General features: G+C 23.4%; 19 protein-coding genes. All 19 read right to left on the bottom strand.

Going from position 1 to position 17,511, the window contains the following annotated elements; genetic code table 4:
- The gene (locus AACK96_RS02570; protein ID WP_281747961.1) at positions 1-159 is read right to left on the bottom strand and encodes a hypothetical protein; all 159 of its coding nucleotides are present in this window, start codon (positions 157-159) and stop codon (positions 1-3) included.
- A 16-nt stretch (positions 160-175) separates the two neighbouring features.
- Complete coding sequence (locus AACK96_RS02565; protein ID WP_338974880.1) at positions 176-994, bottom strand: hypothetical protein; 819 nt, start codon at positions 992-994, stop codon at positions 176-178.
- 11 nt (positions 995-1,005) lie between these two features.
- Positions 1,006-1,242: a hypothetical protein gene (locus AACK96_RS02560; protein ID WP_174480108.1), complete on the bottom strand. Its 237-nt coding sequence runs from the start codon at positions 1,240-1,242 to the stop codon at positions 1,006-1,008.
- Positions 1,243-1,353: 111 nt separating this feature from the next.
- On the bottom strand, positions 1,354-1,641 hold the full coding sequence (locus AACK96_RS02555; protein WP_338974878.1) for a hypothetical protein: 288 nt from the start codon (positions 1,639-1,641) through the stop codon (positions 1,354-1,356).
- Complete coding sequence (locus tag AACK96_RS02550) at positions 1,641-1,865, bottom strand: hypothetical protein (protein WP_338974876.1); 225 nt, start codon at positions 1,863-1,865, stop codon at positions 1,641-1,643. The genes AACK96_RS02555 and AACK96_RS02550 overlap by 1 nt, the downstream gene beginning before the upstream one ends.
- Complete coding sequence (locus AACK96_RS02545; protein WP_338974874.1) at positions 1,865-2,026, bottom strand: hypothetical protein; 162 nt, start codon at positions 2,024-2,026, stop codon at positions 1,865-1,867. The genes AACK96_RS02550 and AACK96_RS02545 overlap by 1 nt, the downstream gene beginning before the upstream one ends.
- Before the next feature lie 3 nt (positions 2,027-2,029).
- Complete coding sequence (locus AACK96_RS02540; RefSeq protein WP_338961988.1) at positions 2,030-2,323, bottom strand: hypothetical protein; 294 nt, start codon at positions 2,321-2,323, stop codon at positions 2,030-2,032.
- Positions 2,324-2,325: 2 nt separating this feature from the next.
- Entirely contained in the window at positions 2,326-2,790 is a 465-nt protein-coding gene (locus AACK96_RS02535; RefSeq protein ID WP_338974872.1) for a hypothetical protein, read from the bottom strand.
- Positions 2,791-2,792: 2 nt separating this feature from the next.
- Entirely contained in the window at positions 2,793-3,023 is a 231-nt protein-coding gene (locus AACK96_RS02530) for a hypothetical protein (protein WP_338974870.1), read from the bottom strand.
- Positions 3,024-3,157: 134 nt separating this feature from the next.
- Positions 3,158-3,676, bottom strand: a complete 519-nt coding sequence (locus AACK96_RS02525; protein WP_338974868.1) for a hypothetical protein — start codon at positions 3,674-3,676, stop codon at positions 3,158-3,160.
- Between the two features lie 905 nt (positions 3,677-4,581).
- Positions 4,582-6,324: an aspartate--tRNA ligase gene (gene aspS, locus AACK96_RS02520; RefSeq protein ID WP_338974866.1), complete on the bottom strand. Its 1,743-nt coding sequence runs from the start codon at positions 6,322-6,324 to the stop codon at positions 4,582-4,584.
- A complete protein-coding gene (gene hisS, locus AACK96_RS02515) occupies positions 6,308-7,600 on the bottom strand; it encodes a histidine--tRNA ligase (RefSeq protein ID WP_338974864.1) in 1,293 nt (430 codons plus the stop codon). The genes aspS and hisS overlap by 17 nt, the downstream gene beginning before the upstream one ends.
- Before the next feature lie 260 nt (positions 7,601-7,860).
- A complete protein-coding gene (locus AACK96_RS02510) occupies positions 7,861-10,113 on the bottom strand; it encodes a RelA/SpoT family protein (protein ID WP_338974862.1) in 2,253 nt (750 codons plus the stop codon).
- A gap of 13 nt (positions 10,114-10,126) precedes the next feature.
- Positions 10,127-10,648 carry an adenine phosphoribosyltransferase gene (locus AACK96_RS02505; protein WP_338974859.1) on the bottom strand — a complete coding sequence of 174 codons (522 nt, stop codon included), beginning with the start codon at positions 10,646-10,648 and terminating at the stop codon, positions 10,127-10,129.
- Between the two features lie 9 nt (positions 10,649-10,657).
- Entirely contained in the window at positions 10,658-14,344 is a 3,687-nt protein-coding gene (secDF, locus tag AACK96_RS02500) for a protein translocase subunit SecDF (protein ID WP_338974858.1), read from the bottom strand.
- A 121-nt stretch (positions 14,345-14,465) separates the two neighbouring features.
- A complete protein-coding gene (gene ruvB, locus AACK96_RS02495; RefSeq protein WP_338974857.1) occupies positions 14,466-15,410 on the bottom strand; it encodes a Holliday junction branch migration DNA helicase RuvB in 945 nt (314 codons plus the stop codon).
- Complete coding sequence (gene ruvA, locus AACK96_RS02490; protein ID WP_338975138.1) at positions 15,400-15,945, bottom strand: Holliday junction branch migration protein RuvA; 546 nt, start codon at positions 15,943-15,945, stop codon at positions 15,400-15,402. The genes ruvB and ruvA overlap by 11 nt, the downstream gene beginning before the upstream one ends.
- Positions 15,946-16,028: 83 nt before the next feature.
- Positions 16,029-16,751: a YebC/PmpR family DNA-binding transcriptional regulator gene (locus AACK96_RS02485; RefSeq protein WP_338974855.1), complete on the bottom strand. Its 723-nt coding sequence runs from the start codon at positions 16,749-16,751 to the stop codon at positions 16,029-16,031.
- Between the two features lie 12 nt (positions 16,752-16,763).
- On the bottom strand, positions 16,764-17,510 hold the full coding sequence (gene nadE, locus AACK96_RS02480) for an NAD(+) synthase (RefSeq protein WP_338974853.1): 747 nt from the start codon (positions 17,508-17,510) through the stop codon (positions 16,764-16,766).
- Between the last annotated feature and the right edge of the window lies 1 nt (position 17,511).

The following is a 17,511-nucleotide window of genomic DNA, read 5'->3' as shown; positions in this document are numbered from 1 at the left end:
TTATTCATCAAATTGACCACCATTAATTCTTTCAATCATCGATTTTGAATTACTTATAATGCTTACTAATAAGGCAATTTCTTTATTTAATTGTTCCATTCTCTCTTTATATGTCTGAATTTCATTATTATAATATTCAAGTAATTTTTCTTTATTCATAAATTATTCACCTCCTTTATAAACTCATGTGATTATAATCTCAATTTAATGAAGCATTATCATTATTTAATGGTACTTCGCTCATATTATCACTACCATATTGACTAGTTGTTTCACTATTAATTGTGAATCTATTATCATTAATTAATCTTGCAGTTTCATTATTAAATGGTGTTTCTTGCATTTCTTGAATATGATTAGTTGTTTCCATAGGTAGTAAATTATGGATTATTTCACTTGCACCAGCAATTATGGTAGGTACTGCATAAGCATTATTAAAATCATTATTAATACCCATAGCAACAACACTTGATATTAAACATCCACCAGTAGCCATATTACAAATCTTTCTTATTGTTTCAAATTTATTAGGTATTAATTCAGTTAATCCACTAATAAGATTTGAAATACCATAAGCATTTAAACTAATATATGTATCTCAATCCATTAATGACTGATTTTCTTGTTTATTTAATAGTAATCATGGCGGACCTTCTGTTGTAGTTGTGATTGGAGCTGGTGTTGTTGGAATAATAGGATTAATATTATTTTCAGTTCATTTACTATAATTTGCTAATCCAATTGTTCCTAAACCTAGTAATATTTTTTTACTACTATTAATTAATTTAGTTTTAGTATTTGGTCTTTGATTTAAATTTCAAATATCTAAACCTAATTTTTTACCAAATAATAAACTATTAATTGAACCTAATACTGGATTTGCAATTACTTGACCATAATAAGCACTTGTACCAATCATTGCACAAATTGGACTTATTCCAGTTCTAATTAATTTAGTTAAAGTATAATTTGATTGATTTTCTATACTTGGCATTTTATTCTCCTTTAATTTTCTAATTTTTTAATTGTTACTTTAATTCAACCTTGATAAACATCATTATCACCAACTATTAATGCAACATTACTTTCGGGGTCAGAAACAATTATGTGTTTGGATTTAACATTTGGGTATTGTCTTAAAATAATTGCTCTAATATCATTACTTGTATGAATTGCTTTTGGAAATGGTGATAATATTTCAATTTCATCTTTATTTTCAAACAAAGTAGGTAATATTATCATTAGTCAAATTCTCCATTTTCAATTAATTCCTTTAAAATAAATAAAGTTACATCAGTTCTACGTTCTGGTTCTAATTTAATTAAATTATTAATATGATTAATTAGTTTTTCTTTATTCATTATCAAATTCACCATTTTCTATTTTTTCAATTAATAAACCGAAAATTCCTTTAAAATTTATATTTTTAATATGTTCAAGTAATTTTTCTTTATATTCATTAATATATTTTTGAGCCATTTTTCTTCTTATATTTTCAACTTTAATCATATGTTCTTCACAAAAATATCTTATTTGAACATTATCTTTATCTAATTTTGTTGGTAAATTAGTACAATTAGTTATATGTTTACCAACTTCATTAACTTCACTAAAACAACATGGTATATTTTCTTTATTCATTATTTACTTTCCTTTCTATATTTTTTTTCTTGATGTATTAATAAATTTATTAAAATTATTTGTTTATCAATGTCACCTAATTTTTTTAAAAGATATTCATATCTTTTTTTAAAATCTTCACTATCAATATCTCTATCTTTATAAATTAAATTTTTCAGTTTTTTTATTTTATATAAGGTTTTTGGGGAATATATTTCTCCATCCATACAAAGAAAACATTTCATTATTTTATTTCCTTATTTTCAATTTGATTAGCAATTTCATTTAATATTTTCAATACTTTATATTCATTTTTTAATTCTTTAATAATAAATATTAAAATTATTATTAGTGTTATACTTGTTATTAATATTGGTGCTATTAATAAAATTTTTCATAATATCATTTTTTACTCTTTTCATTTTTTAAATCATTTAACATTGATAGAACAAAATGCACGATTTTTAGGAATATTTAAAGTATTAAAAATTTGACCAGTTACTAAAATTTCATCATTTTTGTTTAATAAAATACATCGTCTATAAAATTTTGGGTTATTAAAAATTAAAGTAACATAATTTAATCCATTTCATTGACCACGAACACTATAATATAATTCCTTATTACCTTTTTCGTAATATTTTGCTTCAATAGTGTTACTCAGTTTTACTTTTAATTTGACATAATTTTCTTTATCTTTCATTTTTATAATTTCCTTAAATAATTATCAAAAATCAATATTTTCTTATGATTTTTTAAATAATATTGAATATGCTTATAAGCATCTTGTTCATGTTTTGTTAATTTTATATTTCCTTTATAATCTGTTATTTTATTTTTATTTTTTGGGTGGTTTTCGAAATAATCTCAATTCATAACATCTTGTATCAATACCATTAAAGCACCAATAATTTTAGGAGTTGCTAATGGATTAGTTAATAATTGTTTTGAACTTAAAAAGAAATTTTCTACAATAACTAATATTTTTTGATTAATAAAATGTTTTTTAGTTAATAAAAAGTATTCTTTATACAAATTTTTACTTTCTAAAACTGTTTTAGTTTTGAATGTTTCATTAAAAACAATATTATTAGTTTCATTTGAATATATAACAATTCCATTACTACCTATTCCTGCTGGGTCAATACCAATAATTAAGTCATATTGCATTATTAATCAAATTCTCCATTATTGATTTTTTGAATTAATGAATAATATATAGCATCATAATTTGCACTTCTATATCCATCATTTTCAATTTTATTTTCTAAATATGTAATGAATTTTGCTTTATCAATAAAGTTCTCAAATCTTTTTCATAAACCGTTATATAATCGATCATTATTTTGTTTAAGTAGTTCTATTTCCAACCTTAATGAATTAATTTCTTGGTCTTTATTCATATTCATACCTCCTACTTAACTTAACATTTAAAATACAGTCATAACAAATTGCTTTATTATTTTTATCTCTTAAAAAATATTTTCTTGTTTTTATATCATCAGTATTAAAGAATAAATAATCAAATTTATGTTGTTTACACGTTCAACAAAAATACTTTTTCATTATGAGTTGAATTTTCCTTATAAGAAGTAACTATATAATTAATTGGTAAATCATTATGATTATATGTATTATTTATTTTAAAGCCTTTTCTGTTTTCTTCTCACGTAATGTTATATTTAAAACAAGGATTAGTAATTTTAGTTTTGTTATCGGTTATTTCACCCATAAATCAACTATTATGCTGTTCATAAAATGTTAATGGTTCAAGTTTTATATCATTAAGATAATATTCTTTTGTAGCAGTTGGTTTATTAACAGTTATTTTTTGGTCTTTAATGTATGGTTCTAATAATTTTATTAATTCATTACCATTTAGTTCTCTTTTAATATTTTCTAAATTAAAAACTCAATATGTATATTTATCATCAGCAATAAAACTATTATTTTTAACCATTCATTTTGGACATTGTAATTTATATTCACCATAATCAATAATAATAGATTGTGGTTTATCTTTAATAATTTGTTCTTGTTTAAATTCTATTTGCATTTTAATAATCCTTTCATAATATATCCTGTTGCTTTCAGCATAAAGGATATATATTTTATTGTTAGATTATTAATACTATTAGTTTTATTAATTTCAGAAATTCTGGGCTCAAAAATAAATGTTAAATTTTAAAAAATAAAACCAACACTTGCTCACTGGGGAGTGGCAAGGTTGGTTAAATAAAGAATAGAATTAATATAGTATGTTCCCCTAACGGGTTTATATATACTAGTTTCCAATCCGCTCCCACCCCAAGGATTACCATTAAATGGTTAGTATATTTTATTAGGTATCACTCCACTTTTTATTTATCCATGCAAGTCCACATGCTAGCTACTATTTTTAACAACTGTGTTGTAGTTCACTTTTTTAGTTCCCTAACACATGTTGATAATAGTATTAAAGAAGGTTATTAAAAATTTTAAAATTTTACAATTACAAAAAAAAGACAAGATTATTTCTTGTCTTTTCCTTAATAACTTTGAGAATAATTTTTTTTAAATGTATATTTTTTAAAATACGTCGAATATAAATTTAAATTTAAGGGTTAAAGAGAGTAATTTTGTCTAATTTTCATTATTTTGCAAATAATTCATTTTTGGAAATAAGTTACTGATATGATAATTAATTATTTCGTAAATTTGACAACCGCCCAAAATTTACCAGCTATATGACATCTAAAAACCAAAGATAGTGAACCATTTATTGAACTTGAATATTAACAAATATCAAAAAAATATAATTGAAATTAATAATTATTAATTTAACATTATTGAAAAATTGATTTCAATTAAATTACATAATTAATCTCTAATGAAAAATAATTTAATTATTTTTCATTAGAGATTTTTAATATTTATATTTTCTAATTTTATTAAACTTCTAATCACTTTAAAATTAAAATTTTACTTCTTAAATTCCAAATTTAATATTGATAACTGATCAGATGAAATTTCACTAGGACTATTTGTTAATAAACAAATACCACGATTATTTTTAGGAAAAGCAATAGTATCACGAATTGATTCATTCTTAATTAAAAGCATTAATAAACGATCAATGCCAAAAGCAATACCACCATGTGGAGGAACTCCGTAATTAAAAGCTGACAAGAAAAAACCAAATTTATTTTCAATTTCTGTTTTACTTAAATCTAATAATTCAAAAATCTTTTTCTGTAATTTATAATCATGAATTCTAATGCTCCCACCAGCAATTTCAAAACCATTTAAAACCAAATCATAAGCATCTGCAGTTAAAGTTCCTAAATCTTTATTTTTTATATCTAATAATTTTTCAGGATTTTTTGGACTTGTAAAAGGATGATGACAAGCTTGTCATTTATTTTCTTCCTGTTCAAACATTGGTCAATCAATAATTCAAATAAATTCAAAGTTTTCAATATTATTCATAAAATCTTTATGATTAATTCGTTTTGACAAATCATTAATATAAAAACTTCTAATAGCACCCATAACTTTATTAGCAATATCTTGTTGTTCATATACGAAAATTAAAAAATTATTATTATATTTTATTTTTGATATTTCTTCTGATAAAAGTAAATCATCAAATTTTACTTTAGAATTATTATGAATAATTTTTTTCTTAATTAAATCATAAATTATTAATGTTTTTCCTCCATGCTGATTGCTAATTTCTGTTAATTTTTTTATAGTTGTTTCATTCATTTTATCATTAACTATAAAACCCTTATAAATAAATCCATCACTATTATTGTTAATATTAATATTTATTAACTTACATGTACAACGTAAATCGGGTTTATCACTACCATATAAATCCATTGCTTGATCATAGGTAATTGATGAAAATGTTGAAGGAATATTACCAATTTTTAAATTATTAAAAAGACTTATTAGCATATTTTCTACTATTAATTTAATTTCTTTACTAGTAGTAAATGCCATTTCTAAGTCTAATTGTTGAAATTCGGGTTGTCTATCAGCACGAAAATCTTCATCACGAAAACATTTAGCGATTTGATAATATTTGTCAATACCTGATATCATTAATAATTGCTTATAAATTTGTGGTGATTGTGGTAAAGCATAAAAATTTTTTTTTTGAATACGAGCAGGAACTAAAAAATCACGAGCACCTTCTGGTGTTGATTTTGTTAAGCAAGGAGTATCAATTTCTAAAAAATTATTTTGATTCAAAAATGTTCGTAAACAACTAAGAACTTGGTGTTTAAATTTAATATTATAATTCATTGCTGGTCTTCTTAAATCTAAATAGCGATATTGTAAACGTAATTCTTCACTAGCAAGCGTATTATCATTTTTAATAACAAATGGTAAATTAATAGAATTGCTTAATATTTCAATATCTTTTGCTACTACTTCAATCATATCATTAGCAGTTTTTGCATCTTTATTTTTTCGTAAGACAACTGTTCCAATTACTTTTAAAACAGATTCAACTTTAACATTTTTTATTTCTTGATAATATCAGTTATCTGGTTTAACAATGACTTGTGTTGTTCCGTACATATCACGTAAATCAATAAAAATACCAAATTTATTAATACGAATATCTTTAACTCAACCACTAATAATAATTTCTTTTGTAATATCACCCTGCGTTAAATTACCACATGTATGAGTTCTAAAGAGTTTTTCCATATTCTTCATTCTCCTCTAATAATAGATTTTTAACCTTACTAAGCAATTGCTGTTCAGTATCAAAAATTAATTTTATCATTTCTTTTTTAACAAAAGAATAAAAACTAACCTGATTTTTTTCTTTTAAAAATAGTATATTTTTGGCTAAACTACGATCAATAATCTGTGACTTATTTTTATCTTGATATAAATTATATTCCATATCAATATGATAATTTTCTTTACGTAATTGTAATAATAAATCGGAAGCCATTATTAATCCTAATTCGCTTAAAGCAATAATTTGTAAATCAATAATTGGTGGTTTATTAATATTTTTATTTTCTACCAATAATAACATTAATCTTTCAATACCAATTGCAAAACCAATAGCAGGAATTTTTAATGGTGAGCCCAATTCATTAAATAAATTATCATATCTACCACCACCAAGTAAAGTATTTTGACTTTCACCAATTCGTGAATCAATAGTAGTTATTTCAAAAATAATACCATTATAATAATCTAAACCACGAACTAAATGCTCATCAATAATAAAATTAACTTTATTATTTTTTAAAATATTAATAATAGTTGTAAAATATGTTTTTTCTTCATTAGTTAAAAAATCATTTAAATATGGTATTTCTAAATTTAATTTAGTACAAATTTTACAATCAAGAACTCTTAGTGGTGATACATTAACTCTAATTTGACAATTTTCACACAATTGCTTACTTTGATTTAATAATTGTTCTTTAAGTGCTATTTGATATTTATTTTTTGTTTCATTAGATCCAAAATAATTAATATTTAAAGTTAAATTTGGTATTGAAAAACTTTTTATCATTTCTAAGGCCATCATCATTACTTCAACATCAACTAAAGGATGTTTAACACCAACAGTTTCGATACCAAATTGATTAAATTGACGTTGACGCCCTTTTTGAGGTCTTTCATATCGAAACATCGAACCATAATAAAAATACTTTAACGTTTGCTTAGATTTATATAATTTATTTTCAATTATAGCACGAACAATACCTGCTGTTCCTTCAGGACGAAGAGCTAATAATCTATCATTTTTATCATTAAATTGATAAATTTCTTTCTGAATAATATCAGTTGTATCTCCCACAGCTCGTAAAAATAGTTGAGCATTTTCAAAAATAGGAGTAATAAATTCTTGATAATTATATTTAATTGCACACTGTGTTAAAGATTTAATAATATTACGATATATAATAACCTCTTCATTATACATATCACGTGTTCCTCTTGGCTTTTGAAATTGCATACTTTTTTTTACTCCTTTTAATAAAAAATAAATCTTCTAAAAAAACGTTCCTTTATTTTAGGAACGTTTCTTAACGCGGTACCATCCTAATTCATTTACAAAATAAATGCACTTAATTATAATTTATCATATTTAATTAATTAATAATACAAGCTATTTAATGTCATAAAATTAGTTAACCAGTGTTTGCACCAACCACACCGTCTCTTAATGTTTACTCTAAATTTACTTTTAAATGCTGAAAATATTATACTAAAATATTACATAATTATTCTGTTTATTGCAATAATATCAGGAATTTTTTTAATTGATGAAATAATTTGATGTAAACGTTCAATATTAGAAACTTTAATTAAAATTTTTAAACTTCCATGATTTTCCTTAAGTTTATTATTAGCATCAATACTTTGAATTTGTGCCTTTAAATAGCCCAAAATATTTAAAACATCAGTCATCAATGCTGGTCGATCTAAATATTGAATTTGAATTTTTGAATTATAAAGATGATGACTGGTTGCTAATAAATTTCACTTAGTATCAATAATACGTTCTTTCCGCTCTGGCAAACTAACATTAGGACAAATTAAACGATGAACTTTAATACCTTGCCCTTTAGTAATATAACCCGCAATTGGTTCATCAGGAATAGGTAAGCAACAATGAGCCAATGATGTTTTAGTATTGGGGGCATTTTCAATAATAATTTCATTATTACTACTTAAATTCATTGTTGTTTGTTGTTTAGTTTTTAATTCTTGAAATGTTGCTGAATCACTATATAAAATAGTAGTAACCGCCTGTTCAATTGTATAAGTTCCATTAGCAACATCTAAGCAAAAATCTTCATACGTTTTATATTTTAATGATCTAATTCTTGACATAATAACATTACGTTTTGCAATTTTTCAACGAATGTGATTTTCAATAATATATTCTTCTATTTTTTCCTTTGTTTTTTTTATTTTCTCTTTGTTTTCTGTATCTTTAATTTTATTTTCTTGATTAAATTTTTCTTGCTGATTATTTAAATATTTTTTTATTTTATGTTGAGCAAAATTGGTCTTAACAATATTTAATCAATCACGAGAAGGACGTGCGGTTTTTGCGGTTTTAATTTCAACAATATCCCCTGATTTTAAAACAGTATTAATAGGAGAATAAATACCATTTATTCTTGCACCCACTGTTGTTTCACCAATTTCAGTATGAACTTTAAAAGCAAAATCTAAAACAGTTGAACCAAATGGTAATGTTATAACATTACCATTTGGAGTTAATACATAAATTAAATCACTAAAAATATCTTGTCGAATTTCTTTTTCTAAATTATTATCTTTGGCAATATTATCTGCTAATATGTTTTCATCAACATTTGGATTTAAGTCATTTAAATTTAATATTTCTTGAAAAATATTTAATTTTTCATCAATTTCTGCTTGACGTTTCTTAGGATTTTTATTTTCCCCTTCTTTATATCTTCAATGCGAAGCTGCACCTGCTTCAGCAAAATCTTCCATTTCTTCAGTTCTAATTTGTAATTCATAAATTTCATTATCAAAAACAACAGATGTATGTAATGATTGATACATATTATTTTTTGGTGTTGCAATATAATCTTTAAATCTACCCGGAACAGGAGTAAAACTTTGATGAATATAACCCAAAATGGCATAACAACTATCAATAGAATTAGTAACAACTCTAATTGCTAAAATATCATGTATATCATCAAAATCTTTTCCAAAATAATACATTTTACGATAAATAGAATATAAGTGTTTACTACGACCATAAATTTTAAAAATTAAATTTTTATGTTGTGATAATGTTTTACTTAATTCTTTAATAATTTCATTAACTAATTTTTCACGTTTTTCACGATCTAAATTAATAAGGTTATCAATTTTTTTATACTCTTTAGGATGTAATACTGCAAAAGAACGATCTTCTAGTTCTGATTGTAATTTACGCATACCTAGACGATGAGCAATAGAAGCATAAACTTCTAAAGTTTCTTTAGCAATAATTATTTGTTTTTCAGGATTTAAAAAATTAATAGTTCTAATATTATGTAAACGATCTGCCATTTTAATAATAATGACACGAATATCATGAGCTAAACTTAAATATAATTTACGTAAATAATTAGCTTTAATTTCATTTCTTTTTTCTTTTGCAAAATGGCTAACTTTAGTTACAGCTAAAACTAAATTAGCAACTTCCAAACCAAATTCTGCTACTAACTCATCAAAAGTTGTTGGTGTATCTTCTAAAATATCATGTAAAAATCCTGCTTGTATTGAAGAGACATCTAAATGCCATAATACTAAATTGTATGCTGTTGATAAAACATGATAAACATAAGGATCACCATTCTTTCGATATTGATCTTTATGTTTTAATAATGCATATTCATAAGCTAGTTTAATTTTTGTAATTTGCTTAGGATCTTTGATAAATGTTTTTGCTTCCGCTAATAATTGATTAAAATCTTTACAAGTTAAATTATTCATTATTTACTACTTATTAAAACTTAATTATTTCTAACAGCGGAATATTATCAAAATGATGTTTATTAGCAAATTCAGAAAGCGAAATTAAAGTAGCAATACCAACTGATTGAGCGTTACTTTGCTTTATTAAATTAAGACAAGCATTAATTGTCCCTAAAGTTGCAATCAAATCATCAATTATTACTACTTTATCTTTTGTTGAAAGTACATTTTGCTGCATTTCTAATATAGCAGTACCGTACTCTAAATCATAAGTTACTTTATAGGTTTTACCTGGTAATTTACCTTTTTTACGTGCAAGAACTAATTTAATACCCAACTTATATGCTATAGCAGCACCAAAAATAAATCCTCTTGCTTCAGGTGCTAAAATTGCTGTTGCTCCACATTTTTTAATAAAATCTACAAAAATATTAACAACACTTTGAAATGCTTCTGGATTACTTAATATTGGGTTAATATCTTTAAATTGGATACCTTTAATTGGAAAATCAGGAATATTAATAATAATTTTTTTTAATGATTCTTTTGTCATTGCAACCACCTATTCATTAATACCTTTAATAACATATTCATCTGCACCAATGAAATGTTTTTTAATTTTATTAATACGTTTTTTATATCTATAAACTCTTCATTTCTCAAAATAAGTTCAAATAAAAGGAGCAATAAAGTAAGATGATACTAAACTTACTATACAACCTATTAATAATAATAAACTAACTATTCAGAAACTAGGAATAATAAACATAACAATTACTGATGTTATTAATACTACACCATTAATAACTAATGTTCTTGGTAAAGCCTTTTGAACACTTTTATTTGAAATTTGAATTATTTCTTCTGTGGTAATAACTTGTGTTTGATTATTATTAATCTTAATTTCACGAATATTATCGAAAATTGACATAATACTAATTATTGTTAAAATCATTACTCCCAATAATATTCCAACAATTGAAGTAGAAATTACAATTTGGAAAATACTAATAATAGCAATTGTCATTAGTAAACTAAAAATAATAGCTAAAATTAAAGGAATAACATAAGTCAATTGAAATCTAATAATAATATAAATTAAAATAACAATAAAAGATAAAGCAATTGAAATAATCATATTAACTAATAAATCTACACCTGATTTAGCAACAACTAGATCAATTTCTCCTCATTGTAAAATAGATTCTTGTTTTCAATTTCTAGTAATCTCTCCTAAAAAATTCTTAAACCTTTGCTGCATACTTTGAGAATTTACTGTTGTTTGAACAATAATCTTAAACTGATATTGTTTTCCTTCACCACCAGCAATTAAGGAAAAATTAATATTTTTAAAATATTTACTAAATTGACTATTATTTTGAATTTCTTTATTAATAAAATCTTTTGCTAATTCTGCTTCTTTAATAATATTGTAACTAGGATCACTTGGATCTTGAGTAATTGTACCCATTCCAACAAAATCAGTTCGTTGATCAAAACCAGAACCAAAATTAGAACCAATTACACCATAAGTAATACCTGAAGCAAGAACAATAACAGCAGAGCCTGAAAGAATTCATTTTGTTAATTTATGAAAATAATTTCAGTTACTTATTTTAAGTTTTGAAAAAACATTTTTAAAATTAACTAATATTTTTTTGTCTTTTGTTTTAACTATTTGAATTTTTAACGGTTTTAATGCATTAATTAATTCTTGTTTCAGTTTATTAATTTCTTGTGAAAGATTTAATTTTAAATCTTTTACTTTTGACTTATAAATTGATCTTGATTTACTATGTTCTTTTTTTAATTGCTGCTTATCAACTTTAAATTTTTTAATTAATTCTTTAACTTTATTTTTATAACTAATTTTAAGCTGACATTTTTTTGAAATTAATTGTTTTTTTATTTTTTTATCATCAGTTTTAACTTTAACTATTTGAATTTTTAACGGTTTTAATGCATTAATTAATTCTTGTTTCAGTTTATTAATTTCTTGTGAAAGATTTAATTTTAAATCTTTTACTTTTGACTTATAAATTGATCTTGATTTACTATGTTCTTTTTTTAATTGCTGCTTATCAACTTTAAATTTTTTAATTAATGCTTTAACTTTATTTTTAAAATTAATTTGAAGCTGACATTTTTCTGAAATTAATTGTTTTTTTATTTTTTTATCATCAGTTTTAACTTTAACTATTTGAATTTTTAACGGTTTTAATGCATTAATTAATTCTTGTTTCAGTTTATTAATTTCTTGTGAAAGATTTAATTTTAAATCTTTTACTTTTGACTTATAAATTGATCTTGATTTACTATGTTCTTTTTTTAATTGCTGCTTATCAACTTTAAATTTTTTAATTAATGCTTTAACTTTATTTTTAAAATTAATTTGAAGCTGACATTTTTCTGAAATTAATTGTTTTTTTATTTTTTTATCACTACTTTTAATATTATTTGTATCTATTGAATTATTTAAAACTATAGTGCTTTTTCTACTAATATTATTAGTTCCTAAAAGTTGAGGTTTATTTTCTAACCAGTTATTTCGTAATAATGTTCATAACATTAATCTTAATAAGATAATTCCAAAAATAATTACACCAAAAGTAGCAATAGAAGTCATAATAATAAAACCTTTGATAGCACGAGTTCCAAATCAGAAAATAGTTAAATTAACAATTAAAATAATAGCGCTACAATCTAATGAAGAAGATAATGTTTTCTTATTTGCTGATTTAAAAGCACTAATCAAAGTTTTACCTTGCATATATTCATTTTTAAAACGTTCCAACAAATTAATAATCGTATCTAATAATAGTGCAAAACTAATAATTAAAGCAATTACGCTTTCAGGAGCAATTATGCCATTAATGAAAACAAAACTAACAATAGTAAATAATAAAAATAATGATATTATAATTAGAACAATAACTCCTAACATACGATAATAAAACAGAACAATAGTCATAAGAACAAAGGTAACTAATATAATAATAACAACTGCAATTTTTAAAGATGTTGCACCTAGCGTTGGACTAACATTAGCATAAGATAACATAGTAAAATTATTTTTTGACAATCCTGATGTTAAAACACTTTTCATTTGTTCAACTGTTTCAAGATTAAAAGTATCTGAATTAATTGAAATACTATTGTTAGTTACTTTAACTTCACCAACTCAATATGGAATATAACGATAATCAATAACATCTTCATGTAAAATATCTGAAACATCTGGTAAACGTAGTAAATCTTTAATATAAGGTAATCATGCATTGATAGGTGAACCAACAATAGGAGAAGCAGAAGGATCAAAACGATTAGCAGGATCATATGTATTTTTTTCATCATTAGTATCAACAGAAAGACTATGAACTGAACCTAAATTATCAGAATAAATTCAATTAATACCAAATTGACCATTTTGATTAGGATTTAATAGTCGTGCTAAAATAGGGTCTTGTATTTTAGCTAGAGCTAAAATATCAGTACCTTTACCAAGACCTGGTGTATTATTATCTAATAATGATGTTAATGATGCTTTAATCTTACCATCAGGATCATTTTTAAGATTATCAATTATAAAAGCAAGGGAGCCAATACCCTCCATACTACTTCGAATATAATCTAATAACTGACCAATATCTGAATAAATGTAAAATGTATTTTCTTTGGCAGAAGTAAGTTCTTTTAAAACTGAATCATTTTTAACATCAAAAACAAGTTCTGGGCGATGAGTAACAGAATTATTAACAGCTTTAATAGCAGAAAACACATCACTAGTTAATAATCTTTTATCTCTTTTTGTTCAAGTAGTATCTTTGTCATCTTTCTTTTCGGTTGCTAATAAGTCATTACCATCTTTATCAACAATATAAGAATAACCACGTCGTGATACACTATGAACAAAAGTAGAAATATCAACTCCCGCATCTTTACTCAACGCTAAATTATACTTATTATTATTACTGCTAGTAATGCTTTCAATGTCAACGTTACTAGTACCTAAAGGGTCAACTCTGTCTTTTAATAAATTAATAACATCTTTTTGTTTACCTTTACCATCATATTGAACTTGTGTTTGATAACCACCAGCAAACTCAATACTTAATTTACTATTATTTTCAACATATTTAGCACTAAACACTACTGAAATTATTATTGTAGAAACAATAATTATTAAACTAAAAATTCTTAAAAAAAATCCAAGATTTTTAGTTTTTCTTGTCTTAGAAGAAGTGTTCATATTTCTTCACTCCTAAATCAATTTATTTGTATAAACATAGATTGTATATTATTTAAGCACTATATAAGAATACCAACATTCGTTATAAATAACAATTGTTTTACAGTAATATCAAAAATAATTATTTTCTAAATAAAATTATATTATTATTAATATACTCTTTACCAATAATTGTTATTTTACGACCCTTAGTTGTCTTAGTAATTAAACCACAATGAATAAGTCAAGGTTCATAATGAATTTCAAGATTTTTTCTTTCTTCATTCAAAAGTTGACAAATAGTTTCAATACTCAAACTTTTATCTAAATTTACATTATTAAACAATGCTAAATATGCCAATTGTAAACTATTTAAACCTAAAGGATAAATTTGCAAAAAAAATAAAATTTGCAAAATATTAGTTTCATTTAAATCTACATTCATAACAACACAATAATTATACAATTGTTTAATGATGTTAATAATGAGTCGCGGAATATTACGACAATGATTAGCAATAATATTTATTATATTATTTTCTAATTTTCAATTTAAACTTAAAGAAACTTGTGAAATAATACTTTTAATATCCTGATAATTATAATCAGATAATTGTAAAATATTAGGAATACGACTTATCAACGCTTTAGTTAAGATTCCTACTTTATTAGTAGCACCAATAAATGTAAAAGAGGGTAAATTAATTTTAACAATTTTATTATTATAATCTTTACCAATCATAATATTAATAAAATTACCTTCTAATGCAGAATATAATACTTCTAATATTTCATAGTTAACAACATGAATTTCATCAATAAAAACTATATCAGATTGTTTGATATTTGCTAAAATACTAATAATATCACTAGTTTTATTAATGCTTGTTCCTTCTAAACTATGAAAATTTACTTGCAATTCTTCTGCTATTAATTGTGCAATAGTTGTTTTTCCAATACCAGGAGGACCAATCAATAAAATATGACTTAAAGCAATATTTTGAATTTTACTACCTTTGATTAAAATTAGAATACGTTCAATAACATTATTTTGTCCAACAAAATTATTAAAACTACTAATACCCATATTTTATTTCCTTAATAGCTAATGCAATAATTTCTTCAACTTCCAAATCTCAATTAATATTTCTTAATAAAAAATTATTAATTACTATTGAACTAAAACCTAATTTTAATAATGTATCAAATACTAAATCTGATTTTTCATTTTGACTAGTTGTTAAATTACTTACTACTTTAATATGATTACTAAAATAATTAATAATATTATTAGCAATTTTATGAGTTATACCTTTACACTGTTGCAATATCTTATAATCTTGTTTGCTTATAGCCAACTTAATACTATCAAGTGATAGTTGATTTAATAATCTTAAAGCAGTTTTTGGTCCAATATTACTAATATTAAGTAAGTGAATAAAAAAGGTTTTTATTGGTTTTGATACAAACCCAAAAAATTGTTCATAAGTTGGTTTTTGATGAAAATAAACATAAATTTTCACTTTAATATTTAATGGTAATGTTTGTAAATTAACACCTTCAATAATATATCCATGATCATTACATTCAAAAATAATTTTATTTTCATAACATTCTTTAATAATACCTAAAAATATTCATCCATAACTTATTCCTCCTTTTCTATTCTTACTATTAATTAGATGAAAAAGAAAAATAAACCTTTTTATTTTTTAAAATTATGTTCAATTGAAAGCACATCATCATCATTTTCAATTGTTTCTAACAATATATCAATTAATTTAATTTGTTGTTGATCAGTAATGGTAATCAATTCATGGGGAATATTAACAATTTCATTACTAATAAAATCATTAATATTATTTTTTTCTAATAAATTAGTTACAGCATTTAACTGTTTAGGATTAACTTCAATATCAATAATATCTTCATTTTTTTCAATATTAAAAATTTCAAAATCAATTATTAACTCCAATATTTCTTCAACTGATAATAAACTTGAAAATTGAATTACCCCCGTTGTTTGAAATAAATATTGAACAGAATTAGTAGCAGCTAAATGACCACCCAATTTATTAAAATAACTTCGAATATTACTTGCAGTTCGATTTTTATTATCAGTTAAACAATTAATAATTATGGCAATATTACTTGGTCCATATCCTTCATAAGTGACTGCTTCATAATTAGTTGTTTCATTTTTATTACTAGCTTTATTAATAGCACGATTAATATTATCCTTTGGCATATTTATACGTCGTGCTTTTTCTAACATTAATTTTAATCGTGGATTATTTTCAACATTTGCACCACCTAATTTAACAGCAACATAAATTTCTCTTGATAATTTTTGAAAAATTTTACCACGTTTGTTATCTTGGGCATCTTTACGATGTTTAATATTTGCATATTGTGAATGTCCAGCCATATTCTCATTCCTTTATTTTTTTCTTGTTCATTTTGGAGCTTGCGGTACAGGTATTCTTTTGTGTGCACTATTCTGATGCATAAATTCAATTTTATTAATTACTGATGATGGTATTAATGATTTATTTCCTAGTAAATATTGATCTAATTGTTCATACTTAAATTGCATTTCCATTTCATCGGTTTGTCCATCTCATAAACCAGCAGTTGGCTTACGAATAATGATCTCTTCATTAACTTTTAATATCTTTGCTGCAGCAAAAACATCTTTTTTTAACAAATGAATAATTGGTAATAAATCAACACCACCATCACCATATTTAGTAAAATAACCAATGTGTCATTCGTCACTATTATCTGTTCCTACAACTAAATAATTATGATTTTGTGCATATGCATAAAGAGTATTCATTCTTAATCTAGCTTTTAAATTTCCTAAAATTAATTTTGATTTTTCTATATTAATTTCAGTTTCTAATGTTTTTTTAAAACTTAAAAAAACATTATTTAAATTAACTACTTTGACATTTAATTTATGAATATTAACTAAATTATTTGCATATTCTAAATCAATATCTGGTGAAAAACAAGGCATAATTAATGCTAAATGATCATTAGGAAAAGCTTTTTTAATCAATAATGCTACTACTGCCGAGTCAACACCACCACTTAAACCAACAATTAAACCTTTGGCATTTGCTTTTTTTACTTCACTTTGTAAAAATTTAATAATTTCATCTAAATATTGTTCTAAATTCATA

Origin of the sequence: Spiroplasma endosymbiont of Tricholauxania praeusta (genome assembly GCF_964019535.1) — a bacterium.
Classification (GTDB): Bacteria; Bacillota_I; Bacilli_A; order Mycoplasmatales; family VBWQ01; genus Spiroplasma_E; species Spiroplasma_E ixodetis_A.
Note: the sequence above shows the minus strand (reverse complement) of the source record. Positions and strands in the feature narration are given on the sequence as shown.